The organism is Pseudomonas parakoreensis (assembly GCF_021602155.1).
Lineage (GTDB): Bacteria > Pseudomonadota > Gammaproteobacteria > Pseudomonadales > Pseudomonadaceae > Aquipseudomonas > Aquipseudomonas parakoreensis.
Genome location: NZ_BQHY01000008.1, coordinates 305,479 through 326,069, shown reverse-complemented (window position 1 = coordinate 326,069; position 20,591 = coordinate 305,479). Strand labels below are relative to the sequence as shown.

16 protein-coding genes and 1 pseudogene are annotated in these 20,591 nt (G+C 56.6%); 13 read left to right on the top strand and 4 right to left on the bottom strand.

Features of this window, described 5'->3' with window-relative positions; all coding sequences use genetic code 11:
* The first annotated feature begins 220 nt into the window (after window positions 1-220).
* The 6 genes from recC (at window position 221) to yfiB (ending at window position 11,916) form a co-directional block, all read left to right on the top strand.
* Window positions 221-3,673 carry an exodeoxyribonuclease V subunit gamma gene (gene recC / locus L6D63_RS15265; RefSeq protein WP_131671384.1) on the top strand — a complete coding sequence of 1,151 codons (3,453 nt, stop codon included), beginning with the start codon at window positions 221-223 and terminating at the stop codon, window positions 3,671-3,673.
* Window positions 3,670-7,359 carry an exodeoxyribonuclease V subunit beta gene (gene recB / locus L6D63_RS15260; RefSeq protein ID WP_047291105.1) on the top strand — a complete coding sequence of 1,230 codons (3,690 nt, stop codon included), beginning with the start codon at window positions 3,670-3,672 and terminating at the stop codon, window positions 7,357-7,359. Before recC ends, recB begins: the two co-directional genes overlap by 4 nt.
* Window positions 7,356-9,455: an exodeoxyribonuclease V subunit alpha gene (gene recD, locus L6D63_RS15255; protein ID WP_131671385.1), complete on the top strand. Its 2,100-nt coding sequence runs from the start codon at window positions 7,356-7,358 to the stop codon at window positions 9,453-9,455. Before recB ends, recD begins: the two co-directional genes overlap by 4 nt.
* Window positions 9,456-9,575: 120 nt before the next feature.
* Complete coding sequence (gene yfiR, locus L6D63_RS15250; RefSeq protein ID WP_047291107.1) at window positions 9,576-10,151, top strand: regulatory sequestration protein YfiR; 576 nt, start codon at window positions 9,576-9,578, stop codon at window positions 10,149-10,151.
* On the top strand, window positions 10,148-11,416 hold the full coding sequence (dgcN, locus tag L6D63_RS15245) for a diguanylate cyclase DgcN/YfiN (protein ID WP_047291108.1): 1,269 nt from the start codon (window positions 10,148-10,150) through the stop codon (window positions 11,414-11,416). The genes yfiR and dgcN overlap by 4 nt, the downstream gene beginning before the upstream one ends.
* A gap of 5 nt (window positions 11,417-11,421) precedes the next feature.
* Window positions 11,422-11,916 carry an outer membrane lipoprotein YfiB gene (gene yfiB / locus L6D63_RS15240; RefSeq protein WP_047291109.1) on the top strand — a complete coding sequence of 165 codons (495 nt, stop codon included), beginning with the start codon at window positions 11,422-11,424 and terminating at the stop codon, window positions 11,914-11,916.
* Here the strand turns inward: yfiB and L6D63_RS15235 are convergent.
* Window positions 11,913-12,050: pseudogene (locus tag L6D63_RS15235) on the bottom strand (LysR family transcriptional regulator); the annotation flags it as partial. The gene yfiB and the pseudogene L6D63_RS15235 sit on opposite strands and share 4 nt — an antisense overlap.
* A gap of 43 nt (window positions 12,051-12,093) precedes the next feature.
* Between L6D63_RS15235 and L6D63_RS15230 the strand changes: the two are divergent.
* Both L6D63_RS15230 and L6D63_RS15225 read left to right on the top strand, forming a co-directional pair.
* Window positions 12,094-13,443 carry a tyrosine-type recombinase/integrase gene (locus tag L6D63_RS15230; protein ID WP_236170349.1) on the top strand — a complete coding sequence of 450 codons (1,350 nt, stop codon included), beginning with the start codon at window positions 12,094-12,096 and terminating at the stop codon, window positions 13,441-13,443.
* 390 nt (window positions 13,444-13,833) lie between these two features.
* Window positions 13,834-14,799, top strand: coding sequence for a hypothetical protein (locus L6D63_RS15225; protein ID WP_131671386.1), 966 nt, complete (start codon window positions 13,834-13,836; stop codon window positions 14,797-14,799).
* Window positions 14,800-15,296: 497 nt separating this feature from the next.
* Here L6D63_RS15225 and L6D63_RS15220 read toward each other — a convergent pair whose 3' ends face one another.
* Both L6D63_RS15220 and L6D63_RS15215 read right to left on the bottom strand, forming a co-directional pair.
* Window positions 15,297-15,605, bottom strand: a complete 309-nt coding sequence (locus L6D63_RS15220; RefSeq protein WP_115148474.1) for a hypothetical protein — start codon at window positions 15,603-15,605, stop codon at window positions 15,297-15,299.
* Window positions 15,606-15,661: 56 nt separating this feature from the next.
* On the bottom strand, window positions 15,662-15,982 hold the full coding sequence (locus L6D63_RS15215; RefSeq protein ID WP_131671504.1) for a hypothetical protein: 321 nt from the start codon (window positions 15,980-15,982) through the stop codon (window positions 15,662-15,664).
* Window positions 15,983-16,086: 104 nt separating this feature from the next.
* Here L6D63_RS15215 and L6D63_RS15210 point away from each other — a divergent pair, with 104 nt between their 5' ends.
* The 5 genes from L6D63_RS15210 to L6D63_RS15190 all read left to right on the top strand — a co-directional run bounded on the left by L6D63_RS15210 (window position 16,087) and on the right by L6D63_RS15190 (window position 19,817).
* Window positions 16,087-16,344 (top strand): helix-turn-helix domain-containing protein, encoded by a 258-nt coding sequence (locus L6D63_RS15210; protein WP_131671389.1) that lies wholly within the window; start codon window positions 16,087-16,089, stop codon window positions 16,342-16,344.
* A gap of 235 nt (window positions 16,345-16,579) precedes the next feature.
* On the top strand, window positions 16,580-17,731 hold the full coding sequence (locus L6D63_RS15205) for a DNA cytosine methyltransferase (protein ID WP_236170348.1): 1,152 nt from the start codon (window positions 16,580-16,582) through the stop codon (window positions 17,729-17,731).
* Window positions 17,732-17,960: 229 nt separating this feature from the next.
* Window positions 17,961-18,794, top strand: coding sequence for an HNH endonuclease (locus tag L6D63_RS15200; RefSeq protein ID WP_236170347.1), 834 nt, complete (start codon window positions 17,961-17,963; stop codon window positions 18,792-18,794).
* Window positions 18,787-19,011 carry a hypothetical protein gene (locus tag L6D63_RS15195; protein ID WP_131671391.1) on the top strand — a complete coding sequence of 75 codons (225 nt, stop codon included), beginning with the start codon at window positions 18,787-18,789 and terminating at the stop codon, window positions 19,009-19,011. The genes L6D63_RS15200 and L6D63_RS15195 overlap by 8 nt, the downstream gene beginning before the upstream one ends.
* 179 nt (window positions 19,012-19,190) lie before the next feature.
* Window positions 19,191-19,817 (top strand): recombinase family protein, encoded by a 627-nt coding sequence (locus L6D63_RS15190; RefSeq protein ID WP_131671392.1) that lies wholly within the window; start codon window positions 19,191-19,193, stop codon window positions 19,815-19,817.
* A gap of 412 nt (window positions 19,818-20,229) precedes the next feature.
* On the opposite strand, the gene L6D63_RS15185 is transcribed toward L6D63_RS15190, so the two are convergent.
* Window positions 20,230-20,586, bottom strand: coding sequence for a DUF6572 domain-containing protein (locus L6D63_RS15185; RefSeq protein WP_131671393.1), 357 nt, complete (start codon window positions 20,584-20,586; stop codon window positions 20,230-20,232).
* Between the last annotated feature and the right edge of the window lie 5 nt (window positions 20,587-20,591).

Below are 20,591 nucleotides of genomic sequence, written 5' to 3'. Positions count from 1 at the left end.
AAGTGAAACGATGCATCGCCGATGGTAGTGTGGGGTTTCCCCATGTGAGAGTAGGTCATCGTCAAGATTAAATTCCGAAACCCCAATTGCGAAAGCAGTTGGGGTTTTGTTTTGCCCGCAGGAAAGTTCCTACAGCGCGCGGTATGCCCTTCCGGCTGTCACAGCCTGCCGACAATGCTAAGGTTCTGCCCTGGCTTTGTACTTTTCCAAGGAAGTTTTTATGCCGGACGCCCAGTCCCTCAATGCTGCATTCATGGTGGTCCAGAGCAATAGCCTGGACGAACTGCGCAGCCTGGTGGTTAGTGTCATGCGGCGCTATCCATTGGCACCCTTGGAGAACGAAATCGCTCTGGTGCAGAGCAACGGTATCGCCCAATGGCTCAAACTGGCTTTGGCGGAAGACCCTGAGGACGACGACCTCGGGGGATGCGGAATAGCTGCGGCCATAGATGTGCAATTGCCTGGCAGTTTCATGTGGCAGCTTTACCGTATGGTGTTGGGCCGAGACGAAATTCCCGCCAAGTCCCTGCTCGACAAAGCCCCATTGACCTGGCGACTGATGCGCTTGCTGCCGCAGGTTATTGATCGCCCCCATTTTGAGCCGCTGCAACGGTTCCTCACGCACGACACGGATTTACGCAAGCGCTACCAGCTGTCAGAGCGCCTGGCAGATCTGTTTGACCAGTACCAAGTGTATCGGGCTGATTGGCTCGAGGACTGGGCCGAAGGCCGGCACCAGTTGCGCAATGTTCGAGGTGAAGTGAAGCCACTGCCCCCGGTCAGTTGCTGGCAGGCTGAATTGTGGCGTGCTCTGCTGGAAGATGTCGGTGAGCAGGGTATGGCGCAGAGCCGAGCAGGTGTTCATCAGCGCTTTGTCGGGCGCATAAATGCCCTTGAAAACGCACCTGCGGGGCTACCCTCGCGGGTGATCGTGTTTGGCATATCTTCGTTGCCGGCCCAGGTGCTCGAAGCATTGGCCGGACTTGCGCGTTTCAGTCAGGTGCTGCTGTGTGTGCACAACCCTTGCCGACACCACTGGGCCGATATCGTTGCCGACAAGGATCTGCTGCGCCATCAATACAAGCGGCAAAGCCGCAAGACCGGCATGCCGGTTGTACTCGATCCGGAAGCGCTGCACCAACACGCGCATCCGTTGCTCGCAGCCTGGGGCAAACAGGGGCGCGACTACATCAACTTGCTGGACAGCTACGATGACCCCAATAGCTATCGCGCGACATTCCGTGACGGGCGCATCGACCTGTTCAGCGAGGCGCAGCCACAGAACCTGCTCAATCAACTTCAGGACGACATCCTCGAATTGCGGCCGCTCAATGAAACGCGTGAGCACTGGCCTGCCGTCGACCTGACGCAGGATGAGTCGATCCGCTTTCATATAGCCCACAGTGCTCAGCGTGAGGTGGAAATCCTTCACGACCAGTTACTCGCCCGCTTCAGTGCCAATCCCCATCTACGCCCGCGCGATGTAATCGTGATGGTGCCGGACATCGATAGCTATGCGCCCCATATTCGGGCGGTGTTCGGGCAACTGGATCGGCATGATCCTCGCTTTATTCCATTTACCTTGGCCGACCAGGGCCAGCGCGGTCGCGATCCGTTGCTGATTGCCGTCGAGCACCTGCTCAAACTGCCGGACAGTCGTTTCCCGGTAAGCGAGATCCTCGACCTGCTCGACGTTCCTGCATTGCGCGCCCGCTTTGGCGTTCAGGAACGCGACTTACCTACGCTGCATCGCTGGATCGAAGGCGCAGGGGTGCGCTGGGGAATGAACGCTGAACAACGTGCCGGACTGGGCTTGCCAGATGAGCTTGAGCAAAACAGCTGGCATTTCGGCCTGCGACGGATGTTGCTTGGATACGCCGTAGGCAGCTCCAACGCCTGCGCAGGTATCGAGCCTTACGATGAAATCGGCGGTCTGGATGCTGCGTTGATCGGGCCGCTGGTTGCCCTGCTTGATGCATTGGAGCTGGCCCATCACGAGCTCAATGAGGCTGCTCAGCCCAAGGCGTGGGGCCTGCGGCTGCAGATTCTGATGCAACTATTCTTCAAGGCCAGTAACGAGCACGACGATTATCTGCTCACGCAGCTTGAGGAGCTGCGCGAGACCTGGCTGCAGACCTGCGAATCGGTGGGGTTGGTAGATGAGTTGCCGCTGACAGTAGTTCGGGAGGCCTGGCTCGCGGGTCTGGATCAGGGGCGTCTGTCCCAGCGCTTTCTGGCCGGCGCAGTAAATTTTTGCACACTGATGCCCATGCGGGCGATCCCGTTCAAGCTCGTCTGTTTGCTGGGGATGAACGATGGCGATTATCCCCGGGCGCAACCTCCACTTGATTTTGACCTCATGGGCAGCGATTACCGGCCTGGTGACCGTTCCCGACGTGAGGATGATCGCTATCTGTTGCTCGAGGCGCTGCTGTCTGCGCGAAATCAGCTGTACATCAGTTGGGTCGGACGCAGTATTCGAGACAATAGTGAACGGCCTGCTTCCGTGCTGATCGGCCAGTTGCGCGATCACCTTGCCAGTGGCTGGCGGTCGCTCGATGAGCACCAGGAATTGTTGCACGCCATGACCGAGGAGCATCCCCTGCAACCGTTCAGCTCGCGCTATTTCCATGAAGGCGACCAACTATTCAGTTATGCCCGTGAATGGCAGGTTTTGCACCAGGTGCATGAGCCACAACACGAAGCGGAGCTACTCGCGCCTTATGTTCAGGAGGAGCCGCTGAGTCTGGCCCTACTGCAGGATTTCCTGCGCAATCCGGTCCGGCACTTTTTCACGCAGCGACTCAAAGTGTACTTTGAGGCCGCCGAGGCGCCCCTGGCTGACGAAGAACCGTTCGTGCTGGACGCATTGCAACGTTACACACTCAGCGAGAGCCTGCTCGAAGCCGCGCTCCGGCAGCCCGATAATGTCGTTCATGCACTCGAAGATCAGGCGCGCCGTTTGCAAAACAGCGGGTTGCTGCCCATTGCCGGTTTCGGCGAATGCCTGCAACGAGAGTTGATCGAGCCGTTACCGGACCTGCTGCAGCGTTACCAACAACTTCTGACGTTATGGCCGACACCGTTGATCAGCGCACTCCCGGTCAATCTCGAGTTGCAGGGTGTGCGTATTGAAGGCTGGCTCGCGGGTTTGCATCAGCGTGCTGACGGTGGCGCGCTGTCCGTCACTGCCATTCCCAACAGCATCGGTTCGATCAAAAGTCGGAAATGGCATCGCTTGATCAAGCCCTGGGTCAACCACCTGGTGGCCTGCGCCAGCGGACTCATGCTGAGCACGGCGTTGGTGGCGAGTGACGATACGCTGTTGCTCGAGCCGATGGAGAAGGATCGTGCCACTCGTTTCCTTGGCGATCTTCTGCTCGCCTGGCAGGCCGGCATGCGCCAGCCGCTGCCGATCGCGGTCAAGACAGCCTTCGCCTGGCTTGCGCAGACTGATCCGCTCAAAGCCGAGGCAGCTGCCCGCAAGGCCTACGAAGGTGACGGCCAGACCAGTGAAGGCGAGCGCCGAGAGACCCCCGCGTTGTTCCGCCAATTTGCAGACTTTGATGCATTGCTGGCGGACGAAACATTCTCCGGTTGGTGCGACGCGTTGTATCGCCCTCTGTATGAAGCGCCTTGGCGCTCACTGAGCAGCGAAGGGGCGCGCGCATGAGTACCAGGACACCTTTGGCACTGGCCTTCCCGCTGCACGGCAGTCAACTTATCGAGGCCAGTGCCGGCACCGGCAAGACTTTTACTATCTCGGCGCTTTATCTGCGGCTGATCCTTGGGCACGGCGGCGAAGCGAGCGGCTTCGGCCGTGAGCTGCTGCCCCCGCAGATTCTTGTGGTGACGTTCACTGATGCCGCTACCAAGGAACTGCGTGAACGAATCCGTACGCGGCTGGCCGAGGCCGCGCGGTTTTTCCGTGAAGAAACCCCTGCGCCGGATGCCCTGATTGCCGAATTGCGTGAGCAATTTGACCCGGCGCAGTGGCCCGGATGCGCCAATCGTCTGGACATCGCCGCGCAATGGATGGACGAAGCGGCCGTCTCCACCATCCACAGTTGGTGCCAGCGCATGTTGCGCGAACATGCATTCGACAGCGGCAGCCTGTTTACGCAATCCCTGGAGACCGATCACAGCGACCTGCTCGGCGAAGTGCTGCGCGATTACTGGCGACTGTTTTGTTATCCGATGCAGGGCGATGCGCTGAACTGGGTTCGTACCCACTGGGGCGGGCCGGCCGCATTGTTGCCAAGGGTGCGCGGTCTGTTTGGCAGTGAGCATGAAAGTGGCGACGGAAAGGCTCCCGCAGAGCTGATCGACGAGTGTCTGCGGGAGCGACGTGCCGCGTTGCTCGAGCTGAAAATGCCATGGCGTCAGTGGGCGGATGAGCTGCTGGTGATCTGTCACGAGGGCGTCGCGAGCAAAGCCGTTGACGGACGCAAGATGCAGGCGCGTTACTTCGAGCCCTGGTTCGAGAAACTCAAGGCCTGGGCGCAAGACGAGTCCATGGAGCAACTGGACATCGGCACTGGTTTCACCCGACTGACCCCTGACGGGATGGCTGAAGCCTGGAAGGGGCAGGCGCCGAGTCATCCGGGGCTCGACGCGATGCCGGGGCTCAAGTCGAGCCTCGACGCGCTGCCCACCCCGGATGCCGCTGTCTTGCAGCACGCGGCGAGATGGGTGGGCGCGCGTTTTGAAGAAGAGAAGCGTCGTCGCGCGGAAATGGGTTTTGATGACATGCTGTTGCGGCTCGATGCGGCGTTGCAATCCGACAGCGGCGAGCGCCTTGCGGCGGTGATCCGCGAGCAGTTTCCGGTGGCATTGATCGATGAGTTTCAGGACACCGATCCGGTGCAATACCGGATCTTCGAAAGCATCTATCGCATCGAAGATAACAGTCCGGACACCGGCCTGTTCCTGATCGGCGACCCCAAGCAGGCGATCTACGCGTTCCGTGGCGCCGATATCTATACCTACCTGCGTGCGCGTCAGGCCACCACTGGCCGCCTGCATACACTGGGCACCAACTTCCGTTCCAGCCATGGCATGGTCAATGCGGTCAATCATGTATTCGAACGCGCCGAGTCCCGTGAGCAGGGACGCGGCGCGTTTTTATTCCGGGAAAAAACCGGGGAAAACCCGGTGCCGTTCCAGCCCGTTGATTCGCAAGGACGCAAAGAGCGGCTGCAGGTCGCCGGCGAGGATGTCGCGGCACTGAATGTCTGGCACCTGTCGACGGACCAGCCGCTGTCAGGGGCGGTCTATCGCCAGCAGTTGGCGGCGGCCTGTGCCAGCGAAATCACCGCATTGCTCAACGGCGGGCAAGCCGGCGCGGCGGGATTTGTCCGGGACGCAGAAGCCTTCCGCGGTTTGCGGCCCTCCGATATCGCGATTCTGGTACGTGACGGCAAAGAGGCCCAAGCCGTACGCACAGAACTCGCGGCCCGTGGCGTGCGCAGCGTTTATCTGTCGGACAAGGACTCGGTGTTCGCCGCCCAGGAAGCGCACGACCTGCTGTCCTGGCTCAAGGCCTGCGCCGAGCCGGATGTCGAGCGCTCACTGAAGGCCGCGCTGGCCTGCATCACCCTCAATCTGCCGCTGGCTGAACTTGAGCGCTTGAATCAAGATGAGTTGATCTGGGAAGCCCGAGTCATGCAGTTTCGGGGTTATCGCGAACTGTGGCGCAAGCAAGGTGTGCTGCCGATGTTGCGACGCTTGCTGCACGACTTCGATTTACCGCAGACCCTGATCGCTCGCAGTGACGGCGAGCGAGTGCTGACCAACCTTCTGCACCTGTCGGAACTGATGCAGCAGGCCGCGGCGGAACTCGATGGCGAGCAAGCGCTGATTCGTCATCTGGCCGAGTTGCTGGCACTGTCCGGTCAGGCCGGTGAAGAACAGATATTACGTCTGGAGAGCGACGAGCAACTGGTCAAGGTGGTGACCATCCACAAGTCGAAGGGACTTGAGTATCCGTTGGTGTTCCTGCCTTTCATCTGTTCGGCAAAACCGGTGGATGGCAGTCGCCTGCCGCTGCATTACCACGATGCCTCCGGCAAAGCCCAGGTGACACTGAAGCCTACCGCCGAATTGGTCGCCCTGGCGGATGACGAGCGTCTGGCCGAGGACCTGCGTCTGCTCTACGTCGCGCTGACTCGCGCGCAACATGCATGCTGGCTGGGTGTCACGGACCTCAAGCGCGGTAATAACAGCAGTTCAGTGCTTCATCTTTCGGCGCTTGGCTATCTGCTGGGTGGCGGCGCAAGGCTGGATGAGTCAACCGGTCTGAGTCGTTGGCTGCAGGATCTGCAACAGAACTGCGCGGCTATCAGTCTGAGTGAGTTGCCTCAAGCGACGCAGGAGATCTACCAGCCCGAGCGCAATGAAGCGATCCTCAGCGCCACATTGGTGCCAAAGCGCAAGGCCAGCGAAAACTGGTGGATTGCCTCCTACAGTGCGTTGCGCATCAGTGACGTGTTGAGTGTCGGCAGCGATGAGGCGCCGGACAGTCCGCAAGCGCAAAAGCTGTTTGACGATGAGCGCCTTGACCCGGATGCGCCGCGAGAGCTCGTGGTTGGTGGCGCCGATATTCATCGTTTTCCTCGCGGCCCGAACCCGGGAACCTTCCTCCATGGTTTGCTGGAGTGGGCTGGCGATGAAGGTTTTGCCGTTTCCGGTGAGTCAATCAAGGACGCAATTGGCCGGCGCTGCAATCTGCGCGGCTGGCAGGGTTGGATTGTCACCTTGAGTGACTGGCTGCAGCACTTGCTCAAGTCCCCGCTGCCAGCAGGTGGCGGACAGCCTCCGGTCGTGCTCGAGCAACTGAAGCAGTACCGGGTTGAAATGGAGTTCTGGTTTGCCAGTCACAAGGTTGATGTCCTCAAACTCGATGATTGGGTACGCCAGTACACCCACAACGGTGTGGCGCGAGTTGCCGCCGAGCCAGTACAGCTCAACGGCATGTTCAAGGGCTTTATCGACCTGACCTTCGAGCACGCGGGCCGTTACTACGTCGCCGACTACAAATCCAACTGGTTGGGTGTCGACGATACGGCCTATACCGAGCAAGCCATGGAGCGTTCGATCCTGGACAACCGTTACGACCTGCAGTACGTGCTGTATCTGCTGGCCTTGCATCGGCAATTGAAGGCGCGTCTGCCCGACTACGATTACGACCGGCATGTCGGTGGTGCGTTGTATGTATTCCTGCGGGGAACCCGGGCAGACAGTAGTGGCGTGTACTTTGCGCGGCCGCCACGGGACTTGATCGAACGCCTGGATCGCCTGTTCCAGGGTAAGCCGGAAGCCAAGGCCGAACCCGCATGGGAACAGGGAGTCCTGTTATGAAGCGTACCTTCGCCGATCTGTCATCGGCTATCGACAACCCGTCGAGCCTGACGCCACTGACCAGAGCTTCGGATCTGCTGATCTTGCTTGAGCGCTGGGTCGAACGAGGCTGGCTTCGCTCGCTGGACAAAGCCTTTGTCGGTTTCCTGCACGAACTTGCGCCTGAGTCCGATCCTCTGGTGTTGCTCGCAGCCGCACTGACCAGCCATCAACTGGGTCACGGGCATGTTTGCCTTGATGTGTTCGAAACCCTCAAGGCCCCGGATTTCGCCCTCTCCCTGCCTCCCGAAGGCGATGTACAGAGTGATGTATGGCTGCTGCCGTCGCAGTTGCTTGAAACGCTGGATGGCGCCCATTGGTGCAAGGCGCTGGCGAGCAGTGCGCTGGTTGCACTGACAGCGGACACCCGCGACCCGGCGCAGCAGCGGCCGTTGGTGCTGTCCGGCAAGCGCCTGTATCTGCGGCGCTACTGGGCTTACGAGCGGCGTATCGATGCAGCGTTACGGACACGTCTGGCTCAGCCTGAAACGCCGCCGGATGACTTGCCTCAGCGCCTCGATGAGTTGTTCGGCCCTGCAACACCGGGGGCCGTGATCGACTGGCAGAAACTCGCCTGTGCCCTTGCCACTCGCGGTGCGTTCAGCATCATCACCGGCGGCCCGGGGACCGGTAAAACCACGACCGTGGTGCGTTTGCTCGCGCTGCTCCAGGCGCCGGCGGTCGAGGCCGGTCAACCGTTGCGTATTCGTCTGGCGGCGCCCACCGGCAAGGCCGCTGCGCGGTTGACCGAATCCATCAGCCAGCAAGTGCAATCGCTGACGGTCACCGAAGACGTGCGCGAGAAGATCCCTTGCGACGTCACGACAGTCCATCGTTTGCTGGGCAGCCGTCCCGGCACCCGACACTTCCGTCACCATGCTGGCAACCGCTTGCCGCTGGATGTGCTGGTGGTCGATGAAGCTTCCATGATCGACCTGGAAATGATGGCGAACCTGCTCGATGCATTGCCGACGCATGCGCGTCTGGTGTTGCTCGGCGACAAGGATCAACTCGCTTCGGTGGAGGCCGGAGCGGTACTTGGCGATCTTTGCCGTGATGCCGAGGCAGGCTGGTATAACCCGCACACCCGGCAGTGGCTGGAGTCGGTCAGCGGAGAGTCATTGCACGGCAGTGACCTGCACGTAGACCTCGATGGCTCTCATCCGCTGGCCCAACAACTGGTGATGCTGCGTCATTCCCGGCGTTTCGGTGAAGGTAGCGGCATTGGTCAACTGGCGCGGCGGGTCAATCAGCAGTTGCCGGATGAGGCGCGCCAGTTGCTGGCGGCCGGTCACTACGACGATGTGTTTTCACTGCCGCTCAAGGGAGAACACGATCACAAGCTGGAGCGCCTGTTGCTCGACGGTCATGGCGACGGTCCACAGGGTTATCGCCACTATCTGAACATCCTGCGCGAACAACGCCCGCCAGCAGGCAGACCGCTGGAACATCCAGACTGGATCAACTGGGCGCGGGCGGTGCTGCAGGCGTTTGACACCTTCCAGTTGTTGTGTGCCGTGCGCAAGGGACCTTGGGGCGTTGAAGGGCTGAATCTGCGGATCACCGAAACCCTGCTCAAGGCACGCCTGATCGAGCATGACCAACAATGGTACGAAGGCCGGCCGGTGCTGATGACCCGCAACGATTATGGTCTGGGACTGATGAACGGCGATATCGGCATCGCCCTCAAGTTGCCCGAACGCGAGGGCCCCGAAGCTGGCAGACCGGTACTGCGCGTGGCCTTCCCACGAAACGACGGGCAGGGCGGGGTACGGTTCGTGCTGCCGAGTCGGCTCAACGACGTTGAAACGGTGTACGCCATGACCGTGCACAAATCTCAAGGCTCGGAGTTCGCCCACACCGCGCTGATCCTGCCTGACGCCTTGAATCCGGTGCTGACCAAAGAATTGATCTACACCGGAATCACACGGGCCAAGCACTGGTTCACCTTGATCGAGCCCCGGTCCGGAGTGTTCGAAGAGGCCGTGCAGCGCAAGGTCAAGCGCCTGAGCGGATTGATGCTGGAACTGGAGGAAGGCGCAGAGGCTCTGGAATGAAATAACCTGATGTCTGGTACCGATTACTGACCGGCCGGTCAGAAGACACTGTCTCGCTGGTGTTACTTCGCTGTGCTATCGTTGCGGCATCATTTCGGTACGATCCAAGAGAATCCCTGCATGAAGGTGGCTGTCTGGGCGACAGAGCGCGTGGTTCGCTGCAAGCACGCATTGCTTGTCGGTCTGCTCTGTTTGCTGGCGGGCGCTGCCATCGCGCAGCCACAAACGCCAGCGGGCATGGCCGAGCAACGCGCCCAAGCGGTGACGCAGGTCGTGCTCGGCATTCTCAGCTATGCACGCTGGCCGGTTGAACCTGCGCAATTGCGCCTGTGCATCGTCGGCCCTACCGAATACACCGACGATCTGGTCAAAGGCACCACGCAGGCCACTGGTCGGCCGGTCGTCGTACGCCGACTGCTGGCCGACAACCCGGCGATCGTCAGCGAATGCGATGCGGTGTACATCGGCAAACTCACGGCGGATGAGCGCAGTCGGCTGTTTGCTTCATTGATCGGTCACCCGGTGTTGAGCATCAGCGAAGGAGGCGATCAGTGTACGGTCGGCAGCCTGTTCTGCCTGCGCGTCGGCGATGAACAGGTGTCCTTCGAGGTCAACCTCGACTCTGTCGCGCGCAGCGGTGTACGCATCCACCCGAGCGTACTGCAATTGTCGCGTCGCAAACCGGCGGCGCCATGAAACTGTTCCGTTCTGGAAGCCGCCCGACGCTGGGATCGGTCATTGGCCGTGGCCATTTGATTGTGGCGCTGGTAGCCGTGACGATGGCCAGCGTATCGCTGACCCTGCTGGGCGTTCTCGCGCTGCGGGTGTACGCCGATCACAACTTGCAGCTCATTGCGCGCTCGATCAGCTACACCGTGGAAGCGGCGGTAGTGTTCAACGACAAGGCGGCCGCGACTGAAGCGCTGGCCTTGATTGCGTCCACCGAAGAGGTGGCGGACGTGCAGGTGTTCGATGCGCAAGGTCAGGTGCTGGCGCGTTGGCAGCGGCCCGAGAACGGCCTGTTTACCGAACTGGAAATGCAGATCACGCGTACCGTTCTGGAAAAGCCGGTCAGGCTGCCGATTGTGCATCAGGAGCGCGAAATCGGTCACATTCTGCTGGTCGGTCATGGCGGCAGTCTCATGCGCTTTTTGCTGAGCGGTCTGGCAGGGATCATCCTGTGTACCGCCATCAGTGCCTGGGTCGCGCTCTATCTCGCGCGTCGACAATTACGCGGTATTACCGGACCACTGCGTAGCCTCGCCGCGGTGGCCCACGCCGCGCGCAGCGAGCGCGCGCTGGATCGGCGGGTACCGCCGGCGCAGATTGCCGAACTGGATAATCTGGGCAACGACTTCAATGCGTTGCTCGACGAACTCGAATCCTGGCAAACCCACCTGCAGAGCGAGAACGAAACCCTCGCCCACCAGGCCAGCCACGACAGCCTCACCGGCTTGCCGAACCGGGCGTTTTTCGAGGGCCGATTGATTCGTGCCCTGCGTAATGCCGGCAAACTCAACGAGCGGGTAGCGGTGCTGTTTCTCGACAGTGACCGTTTCAAAGGTATCAACGACAACTTCGGTCATGCTGCCGGCGATGCCGTGCTGGTGGCGGTCGCCAATCGGATCCGCGCGCAGCTGCGTGAAGAGGATCTGGTGGCGCGGCTTGGCGGCGATGAGTTTGCCGTGCTGCTTGCGCCGCTGCACAAGGTCGAAGACGCCGAGCGCATTGCCGACAAGATTCTCGACAGCATGGACATGCCCATCGCGCTGCCGGGCGATACCAGTGTGGTGACGTCGCTCAGTATCGGCATTGCGGTTTTCCCTGATCATGGTGCCACGCCAGGTGCCTTGCTCAACGCCGCCGACGCGGCGATGTACCAGGCCAAACGCCTGTCGCGTGGTGCTCAATTCACTGCCGGGTCGGAGAGCCCGGTTGTCAATCTGCAAACCAGGAGCTGATTCCCGTGTTCATTCTTCCCGCTCGATTGTTTTCCGCCTTGCTGATGATCGCCGTACTGGCGCTGACCGGCTGCCAGACCGCACCACAAAAAGGCCTGACCCCGGCGCAGATCGCCGTCCTCAAACAACAAGGCTTCGAGGCAACCGACGAAGGCTGGGAGTTTGGCCTGTCAGGCAAAGTGCTGTTTGGCAGCGATATCGAAAGCCTGAACGCCCAAAGCACCGAAATCGTCGAACGCATCGGCAAGGCCCTGGTGGGGGTCGGTATTGAACGCGTACGGGTCGATGGTCATACCGACGCCTCGGGCAAAGAGACCTATAACCAGCAATTGTCGCTGCGCCGGGCCAAGAGTGTGGCCAAAGTGCTGACCACCGTCGGCATGAAGGAAGAGAACATTCAATTGCGCGGACTGGGCAGCAGCGAGCCGGTGGCGTCCAACAGTACTGCGGCCGGACGCACCGAGAATCGTCGGGTGTCGATTGTGGTCAGCGCCGATTAATCGGCGAACTGCATCTCGCGAGTCTGCCCCATTAGCAAACCCTGATTGCGCTCGGTCACCTCACGGATGTAGTCCCACAGAAGGGTGATCCGCTTTAACTTCCTCAGATCTTCCCGGCAGTACATCCAGAACTTCAAGGAGCTCAGGTTAACCCAATGAATACAGGGGCTAACCGCTATGAGCATCCTTGCAGCTCAATCTGTTGTTACAAACAATGGTACAAACCTCGCTTTTCCCGAGAAACCGACGACAAGGCTCGCCAAGCCGTATCACTTCAGGCGTAACGGGATTTACTACATGCGTCTCAGGGCCACTGGTAGCACCACTGACTTCGCTTCTGTTTCCCTCAAGACCAGCAACAGACGGGACGCATTGGACGCATCAGAGCACCTTGCGGGCTTCGTCAGGGCGTTTCATTTGGAGAACCCAGACGCCCCTTGGAGCAAGCTGAAAGAACATTTCCGTGTTGTCTCGGTGGAGCTGTTTGAGGCAGGGCGTGATGACAGCGTAACGCAGGTGTGGGGTGGGTTGCATGACAGCCACTCAGGCTCTGTGGGCGGCTCTACGCGATCCATGAAGTCAGTTGCGGACGTCCCGGTGTCTCTATCAGTATTGGCGTCACCTATGACCTTCGAGACTCTCTCGGGCCTCTACTTGGCTGACCGTGGGAAGAACCAGAAGGAATCGACCCTGAAGGAAACCAAGATTTGCCACGGGACCATCTCTGCGGCTCTTGGCGGGTTGGACATGCGGACTCACTCACGGGCTGACCTCGTGGCGCTGCGTGATCGCCTTTCAGTTGGCCGCATGTCTTCGACCGTCAATAAGCTGATCGTGAAGCTATCGGCTGTCCTTGCATGGTCGGTTGAAAATGGCCACATACCCAAGTCCTACGACAAGAAACTCAAGCTCACAAAGGGCCTTGAGTCGAGTCGTAAGGCGTTCTCACAGGATCAGGTAGGTAGGCTGGTGGCCTATTCCAATACGCTGCCAGAGACCTCATGGAAGCGTTGGCTGTTGAGCCTTGGGGCTATCACGGGCGGGCGTCTGAATGAAATCTCACAGTTGACGGTCAGCGATGTTCAAACTCTTGCATCAGGTATTACAGCCATTCACATCAACGAAGCAGGCGAAGGGAAGTCAATCAAGAACAAGCGCAGTGAGCGTCTGGTTCCACTGACTGAAGGCGCTTATGGTTTCGACCTCGCAGCATTCTTGCGGTACCTCGAGGCGTGCAAGCTCAGTGGGTCGGAGTCGTTGGCTCAGATTGGTTACAAGACAGCAGGTGATTGGGCGAACCGACAGGCGATCCCTGCTGCCCTCGGAGAATCCTTTGCACCCGGCTTGGTGTTTCATTCCATCCGGCATTCGCTGGCGTCCTTGATGCAGGCCAAAGGAGTTCCTACGGCTTACGCACAGGCCGTGATGGGGCATGCCTCGGGCACGATAACTTTTGACGTCTACGGTTCCGGTGTACCCGTTGAAACTATCGCGGAGATGCTTAAGGAGTTGTTCGTTGGCGGGTAGCAGTGACCGTACTGGCGGCCTCGAAAACCCCGTCAAAACCCTCCAAAACTCGTTAAAAACGCAACCTACTTTCACCACGCTTCAATCCCCATGTCAGTTTGATCCAGTGTTTACGGGGCCTTAACGAGCCCCCGAACCAAGCAAAGGGCGTATTGCGCTTCGGAAATCGGTTTCATCAAAGATTTGCACACCAATGGGCGAGAAATCGATTGAGACCGATAGTGCAAGACCCATCTCCTAGATCAACTAGTTCACGCCGCGTCAACTTTTTAGATTGACAGGGGATGGCGGGTTGTGTAATATCCTTCACCTGTCTCGAATGACAGACCGACACCTCGAAGAGCCTCACTCGAACACTTTTACAACAGTGTTTTAGATTGGGGCTTTTTTGTGGCCGTCATTAACCAAACCCAACCCGGCGACTACGCCGAAGGATTTGCCTATCGCAATGAACTAACCACAGGAGAACAATCCATGTCGCACCCCTTCGTTTTAAATTTGGTTTCCACCGCCCACGCCGCAAATGATGATGCCCCCTCCACGGCGCCAGTCGTTCCTGATCCTCGTAAAGAGAAAGTTATCGCGCTCCATATAGCTGGTGTGTCTCGGCGAAAGATTATTGAAGCAACAGGTGAAACTGAGCATTACGTCCGTCAAGCCATTAAGGGCGTGCCTGTAGTCGAGAAGCTCCCAACATCCCCCTTCGAGCGTGCAGTTGCCCGGTGTTATCCGATAGCGATTCGTCGCACTGGAATCAAGGATTACCAGTTTCGATCCGTGATGAACGAATGCTACGGTGTTGAATGGGATGCTGAAAAAGGTAAGTACAAAGGGCGATGCACCGCCGACCAACTCAAACGAGTGAGAGAACGGATTCGTGAACGTGCGGCAGCAGAAGGACTGTCGGCCATTTTCGTTATGGATTGGATCGATACAGACGAACCAGTCAAGTCGAGTACGGTAATCACGCAATGCGCTTCGAATCTACAAGATGCCATTCAAGAGGCTGTAGATGAGTTCATGAAGGTATCTGGAATACAGCATGTCGAAGAAGGAGTTGATCATGCACTTGCCAGGAGAAAGCAAAAGTTTGCAGCGCGTCAGTACATCCTCAAGCTGGCAGTCAAAGGGCTTTCTAAGGAGCCTGTTGCACGGCTACAGGAGCGCACCTTGGATCAGATCAACCAGCTCGCAGGCACTCCAGATGCCCCCGGTGTGAGCGTTTCAGTGGTCAAGCTCCATCACCCTGAGCCAAAAGGGAATGATGCGTTCTTGGATTACTGCGAAGGACAAGGTTGGTTGCACCCTGATCATTATCCAGAAGTTGAGCTCGCCATTTCAGCAGCAGGATACTGACAGAAAGAATCACCCACTCACGCCCACCATATATATACAGTGGGTGGGCGGGTGGATGCCCCCCACGATATTTCCCAGACGGTAACGTCTGAGTGGGATAACCGGTTCGATAAACAAAAGTCGTATCGTCCCGATTCGGGATCAGTGCACCAGATAATCATAATGTTTCAACACACATCCACGCTTTTGCTCTTGCTCTGCTCTGCTCCACCGGAGGTGGGTTTGATAACTTCAGCGTTGCTGATGAAGTACTACCGAATACGTCCGTATTCACTTGTGCACCAACAGACAAGAGCAAAGATCAAAATCACAAGCGAAGAGCTGGATTTGTGTAATTTTTGTTTGTTACTGAAGTACATTCGGAGGAATGTCGGCGGCCACGCCGGAGCTGAGTACACTTGAAAACTGACGTTTTCGGTGCAAATACTTTGGTGCGAACACACTTCAGCGGAGCTGGGAAGGTATCTGCTCAAAGCTCCGCTGTACTTGTGCAACAACTATCGAAGGTAGAAGTACAGAAATATCACCACCAGAATCACAAAGATCACTCGACCTTGAAACACATCAGAGTTCAATTGATCATTCTGTATTTGTTTGTAGGTGTCGGTATCACTCAAGCCTTGCGTCTTGTAGTGCACGATCTGATTGATTTGTTTGTCCAGCTTCTTGTTGTGTGCGTCATTGCTCCGCATGGTGATGCCCCACACTATCAACCATAGACCTCCGGTTAGAACGGTCATGATGATGTGCAGGATGTGATTGGTTTTCTTCTTCTGGGTGGTGAGAACAAACAGTTTTTCGTTCATATCCTGCCCTTACTCGGTCTGAGGTTGGTGTGCCCAATGGCTCATTGGATAATGAATCAACGCAGCCAACCATTCGCTGTCATGGCGGTTTTACCGCTGGGAAGCTGTATCAGGGCAGACTTGTCACCATTCTTAGGCCCTTCGATAAAATTGACCTTGGTAGCAGTTGAAATCGTTCGGCACTTCCCCGATCCGATCAGGCGTTCCGCCTCATCTTCATCCTGATCAAGCGACGCCTCTACCAGCTTTGTCCAGTCCCCGGCTTTGAAGCAAACCATTGAACCAGCAGCCAGTGTTCGCTTTGGGTAGGTGTCGGCCATAGCGGCAGCAGACGCGATCATTGGCAGCAGGCACAGCAAGCGAGTAATGGTGTTCATCAAGCGTTCCTTTGGTATGGCAGGTAGAGGAAACAATATCCCAAATTCAGATATCTGAAAACCAGATATAGGTTGGAGACTGCTCATCTCGCAGTTGTCCAGCCATGCCTAAGACGATCTACAAACCCGAACACGCAGTCCTGCTGACACTACTGAAGAAACACAGGAAGGCGGCTGGTCTGACTCAAGTGCAGTGTTCAAAGGCTCTGGGGCGTCCACAGTCGTTCATGAGTGACGTTGAGAGCGGTACTCGTAGATTGGACATCGTGCAGCTTCGCGACCTGTGCGAAGTCTTGGGGATTTGCCTGCAAGAACTGATAGTAGAATTTGAAAAAACGCTGGTTGATGGCAGCCTGAGTTGAACGAGGATTGCTATTTCCACTGAAAAAGACGCTTCACTGGTCGGAGAGGCAGGCGATCCGTTGCGGATTCGCATACCCTGCGCTGCCTTACAGGTTGACTCGCTTCTGACGTGAACTGTACTGTCTATACATACAGCTTGCGACGCGTTGACGGGTGCGGCTCCAGAAAATTCTCCACGAGGAGAGAGGGCTATGAAGATTTCTTTCACCTTCTGCTTCGATTGGGTTGGTCTTGATGGTTTTGCTCAAGACGCCTGCTCTATACTCCGGCGATGAAAAAATATCAGCTATGCATATCAATATGACACCAAGCAAATTTCGTGTAATCGACCTTTTTTCCGGTGCTGGCGGCATGACGCTCGGCTTCACTGATGAGAGATTTTGTGGTGGGTTCGAGTGTGTTTTGTCGGTCGACAATGATGCGGCTGCAATGAGAACGCACGAGCAGGCATATGCTGCTCCGGGTGTGGTGGGCAATATAGAGGATTGGCTACAAACGAATCCTGACATCCCCGCTGCGGATATCGTCATTGGTGGCCCGCCTTGCCAAGGCTTTAGCCTTCTCAACAAGAACAGGACTGGAGATGGCCGTCGAGCGTTGTGGGAGCCATATATGGACGTTGTGGAGCTGTGTGGCGCCAAAATGTTTGTTATGGAAAACGTCCCGGAGCTACTTCGCTCAAGCGAGTTCCTAGATATTCAATCTCGGGCAATGTCTATGGGCTTTGAGATGATCTTTGAGGTCGTGAACACTGCAGATTATGGTGTGGCACAAACTCGAAAACGACTGATTATCATCGGGTGGAAAAAGGACCTGATCGAAACACCAGAGTTGCCGGTTAAGACACATTGCAAGAATCCAGATGACCGACTTCTCCCTCCATGGAGAACGGTCAAAGATGTGATAGCAGACTTACCAGAGCCCGAAGGCATTCAAATTCGAGATTGTGCTCCTCCTTTGAATTTGCATTTCGGTCGTACTCCAACAGAGAAAAGTCTTGCTCGATACAAGGCTGTGCCTCCTGGCGGCAACCGTTTCGATTTACAGCGAAATGCACCAGAGATTACTCCTGCATGTTGGATTCGGAAGACGTCCGGTGGAACTGATCTGTTTGGAAGGCTTTGGTGGGATAGACCGAGTGTGACCATCAGAACTGAGTTTTTCAAACCAGAGAAAGGTCGCTACTTGCATCCAGAAAAGCATCGTCCGATAACTCACCGCGAAGCGGCAAGGATTATGGGGTTTCCGGATGATTTTCCTTTTCAGGGGACGAAAATCGAAATTGCACGGCAGATAGGGAACGCTGTCCCACCACTTCTCGCTGGTGCCATCGCGAAGGTCGTATACAAGGTCTTGAATGTAAAGTTGGAAAGCAAGGCCGCGTAGGAGGCATGGCAGTTGGGGTTGGCTTCTGTCTACTGCCGAAATCGAATGACGTTCTAATAGTGCTCAAGGCGTCCAGTGTGCATCTGGCGGCTCGTTTTTCATGGGGGGTGATGGGGTGGCAAGGCGGTCGGGGAAACTGCGTGATGATCCAGAAAGCTTGCGACTTCGGTTGTTGGAGCTGATAAAGAACTTCGGGCATGAATTGAGCCATGGAGACCTACGAGCCCGAGTGATCTCACTGGTGCCAACCTTTCATGCCCTCAGAGATTTGGGCAGCTCTCTAATTCCGAAATCAAGTGCTGCCTCCGCGAGGGATCGCATCATCCTTTATCTCGTCACTTATCCGCGTAAGGTCATAAAGGGCGATGAGTTGATGGTGGTTGCAGGTATTGGAGAATGGGCAAGGCGTGTCCGTGAGCTTCGCGTCGAGCAAGGCTGGAGTATTGTCACGGGAGTGACGGCTGAGGAAATGGTTAAAGTCGGAGACCTTGACTTGGCCATGCTGGGTGTCGATTCATTGATGGTTGATGACTACGTATTGCTTGATGAGAAGCAAGATCGAGATGCAGCATTCCGTTGGAACAGCGCGAACACGATTCGAAAAAAGAAACTTGCGGTGAAAGAGAAGCTGCTGGAGTTCCTGCAAGTAAATGTGGGGCGAGCTGTTACAGGCGAGGAGCTTCGATATGTGGCCGATGGCTCAACCGAATGGGCACGCAGAGTACGGGAGCTGAGAACAGAAGAAGGGTGGTCTATTGCGACAAGGACGACAGGCCGTCCAGATTTGCCGATTGGTACTTATGTTCTTGAGGACATGAACCAGACGCCACCTCATGACCGGAAAATTCCCGATGATGTTAGGGGGAAGGTACTGATTAGAGACCACTACACTTGTCGGCACTGCCCGTGGAATCATTCAATGTGGAACGCTTCTGACCCGAGGCACCTTGAACTCCATCATGTTGTTCATCACGCAAAAGGTGGACAGAACTCCGTAGATAACCTAATCACCCTATGCACCGTATGCCATCACAAGGTGCATAAAAGAGAAAAGTTTGAGTGACCAGCTTAACCTAGCCGTAGCCATGGCTGACTCATTGACGTTGATGTTGTATAGCCAACATGGCATCGCTGCGTCGATTGAAGAGCTCGCTGGATGGATTGCCAGTCAAGCAGGCACAGTTGTCGTTGACAAGGCATTGGCTGTGGCTGTATTGCAGGCGCTCGAGTCGAGCGCTCTAGCCGTTACTGACGCGATCATTCAAATACGGCAATCCTGATCCCGGAATGCCCCCTTTCCAGTCGAGACGCATTACCGACTATCAAACGAGTAGACCTATCCGGTAGTGCGGCGGACGCTCCGCAGTGGCGAAAATAAACTATCAGTAATGTCTTCATAATAGGTTTATGATAGTTTATCATTGCTCTATCAGATCAAGACTCCAAAGGATAGTCAGCCATGAACGCCCATCTGTACCTCCGAGCATCGACTAAAGACCAAGACGCCAACCGTGCAAAAGCTGCCTTGGAGTTGTTCGCCGTCGAGAAGAGTTTGAACATCGTTGGCGTGTATGCGGAGAACATCAGTGGGACAAAGCTCAACCGTCCTGAGCTGCTCGCCTTGCTCGATACTGCCGAGAGTGGAGACGTGCTATTGGTTGAGTCTGTTGATCGTCTGAGTCGCCTCTCACAAGCTGACTGGGACACTCTCAAGGCCACTATCAGGGCGAAGGGGTTGCGTCTGGTTGTGGCTGACCTGCCAACCAGTCACATGCTGGTTGAAGCGAAGGGGATCACCGGTCAAATCATGGACGTGATCAACAACATGCTGATCGACCTCATGGCAACCATGGCACGACTGGATCAAGAGAAGCGCGTGGAACGCATCAAGCAAGGTCTGGAAAACAAGAAAGCTGCTGAGCCTGAATGGAAGCCATCAGGCAAAGGAAGGAACACTGCCAAATGGGCTGAGGTACAGTCGCTAATGCGGAAGCATCCAACCATGTCTGCCGATGAAATTGCCAAGTTGGCTGAGTGTGGTGTCGCCACGGTGTACAGGATCAAAAAAGAAACGAAGGCGGCGTGACGCTGGTTGCTTCACAGATACTTCTGATCAAGCTATCCGGGGCCAAGTGCCCCACCTTATTTGTGGTTCCGCTTGGACTCTTCTGGGCAAGCCCGCTGTTCGATGCTTAGCACCTCAGATAAAACCACCAGAATTATTTTCCAAGCTCGAAAACCAAACAGGTATCGAAGTGCACCGGAAATTTTGGCGGGGGCCAGGCACTGGTTGGATCGAGTGATGTAGAATCCGCTGCCCGCCCATGCCTTCAGTTTCAACACGTGCAGGATGACAGTCCTTTGGTGTGGGCGGGTCTTGGTTACAGCACTACGTCTTTGTCTTTCAACGCGATTTCTATCACCTGCTCTGGGGATAGTCGCTGTGGATATTCTGCTTCATCGAAGTATTCGTCTGGCCAGATGATCAGATCGGATAGTCACATGTTGCGAATTTTCTCGCTTTCTTTCAGCACGAACTCAAAGCCGATACCTGCACCTTTCAGCAGGTCAGTGACTCGGTCTACAAAGGTTTCGCCTTGTGCTGGCAGCTCATACAAACCGTTAACTCGGATGATTGGTAGCTTGTCTTTAGCTGGCGGGTAGCTTTCCAGCAGCTCTCCGCTCTCAATGAAAGCAACGTAGCTGTTGATCTTTTCTTGAAGCAGTAGCAGGTGTTCGCCTTGTTGCGCTTTATCACCCCACTCAAGGTGGTCAGTGATTACCAAAATTACGTTTTCAGGCTCCCACTCGGGCACCGCAATAATATCGACTACTTTTGTTTCGGTGATGGACATGTCTG

Excerpts from the sequence above, each read along its gene's own strand:
- recC (WP_131671384.1), top strand. The coding sequence starts at position 221 with ATGCCGGACGCCCAGTCCCTCAATGCTGCATTCATGGTGGTCCAGAGC.
- recB (WP_047291105.1), top strand. The coding sequence starts at position 3,670 with ATGAGTACCAGGACACCTTTGGCACTGGCCTTCCCGCTGCACGGCAGT.
- recD (WP_131671385.1), top strand. The coding sequence starts at position 7,356 with ATGAAGCGTACCTTCGCCGATCTGTCATCGGCTATCGACAACCCGTCG.
- yfiR (WP_047291107.1), top strand. The coding sequence starts at position 9,576 with ATGAAGGTGGCTGTCTGGGCGACAGAGCGCGTGGTTCGCTGCAAGCAC.
- dgcN (WP_047291108.1), top strand. The coding sequence starts at position 10,148 with ATGAAACTGTTCCGTTCTGGAAGCCGCCCGACGCTGGGATCGGTCATT.
- L6D63_RS15230 (WP_236170349.1), top strand. The coding sequence starts at position 12,094 with ATGAGCATCCTTGCAGCTCAATCTGTTGTTACAAACAATGGTACAAAC.
- L6D63_RS15220 (WP_115148474.1), bottom strand. The coding sequence starts at position 15,605 with ATGAACGAAAAACTGTTTGTTCTCACCACCCAGAAGAAGAAAACCAAT.
- L6D63_RS15215 (WP_131671504.1), bottom strand. The coding sequence starts at position 15,982 with ATGAACACCATTACTCGCTTGCTGTGCCTGCTGCCAATGATCGCGTCT.
- L6D63_RS15210 (WP_131671389.1), top strand. The coding sequence starts at position 16,087 with ATGCCTAAGACGATCTACAAACCCGAACACGCAGTCCTGCTGACACTA.
- L6D63_RS15205 (WP_236170348.1), top strand. The coding sequence starts at position 16,580 with ATGGTTTTGCTCAAGACGCCTGCTCTATACTCCGGCGATGAAAAAATA.
- L6D63_RS15190 (WP_131671392.1), top strand. The coding sequence starts at position 19,191 with ATGAACGCCCATCTGTACCTCCGAGCATCGACTAAAGACCAAGACGCC.
- L6D63_RS15185 (WP_131671393.1), bottom strand. The coding sequence starts at position 20,586 with ATGTCCATCACCGAAACAAAAGTAGTCGATATTATTGCGGTGCCCGAG.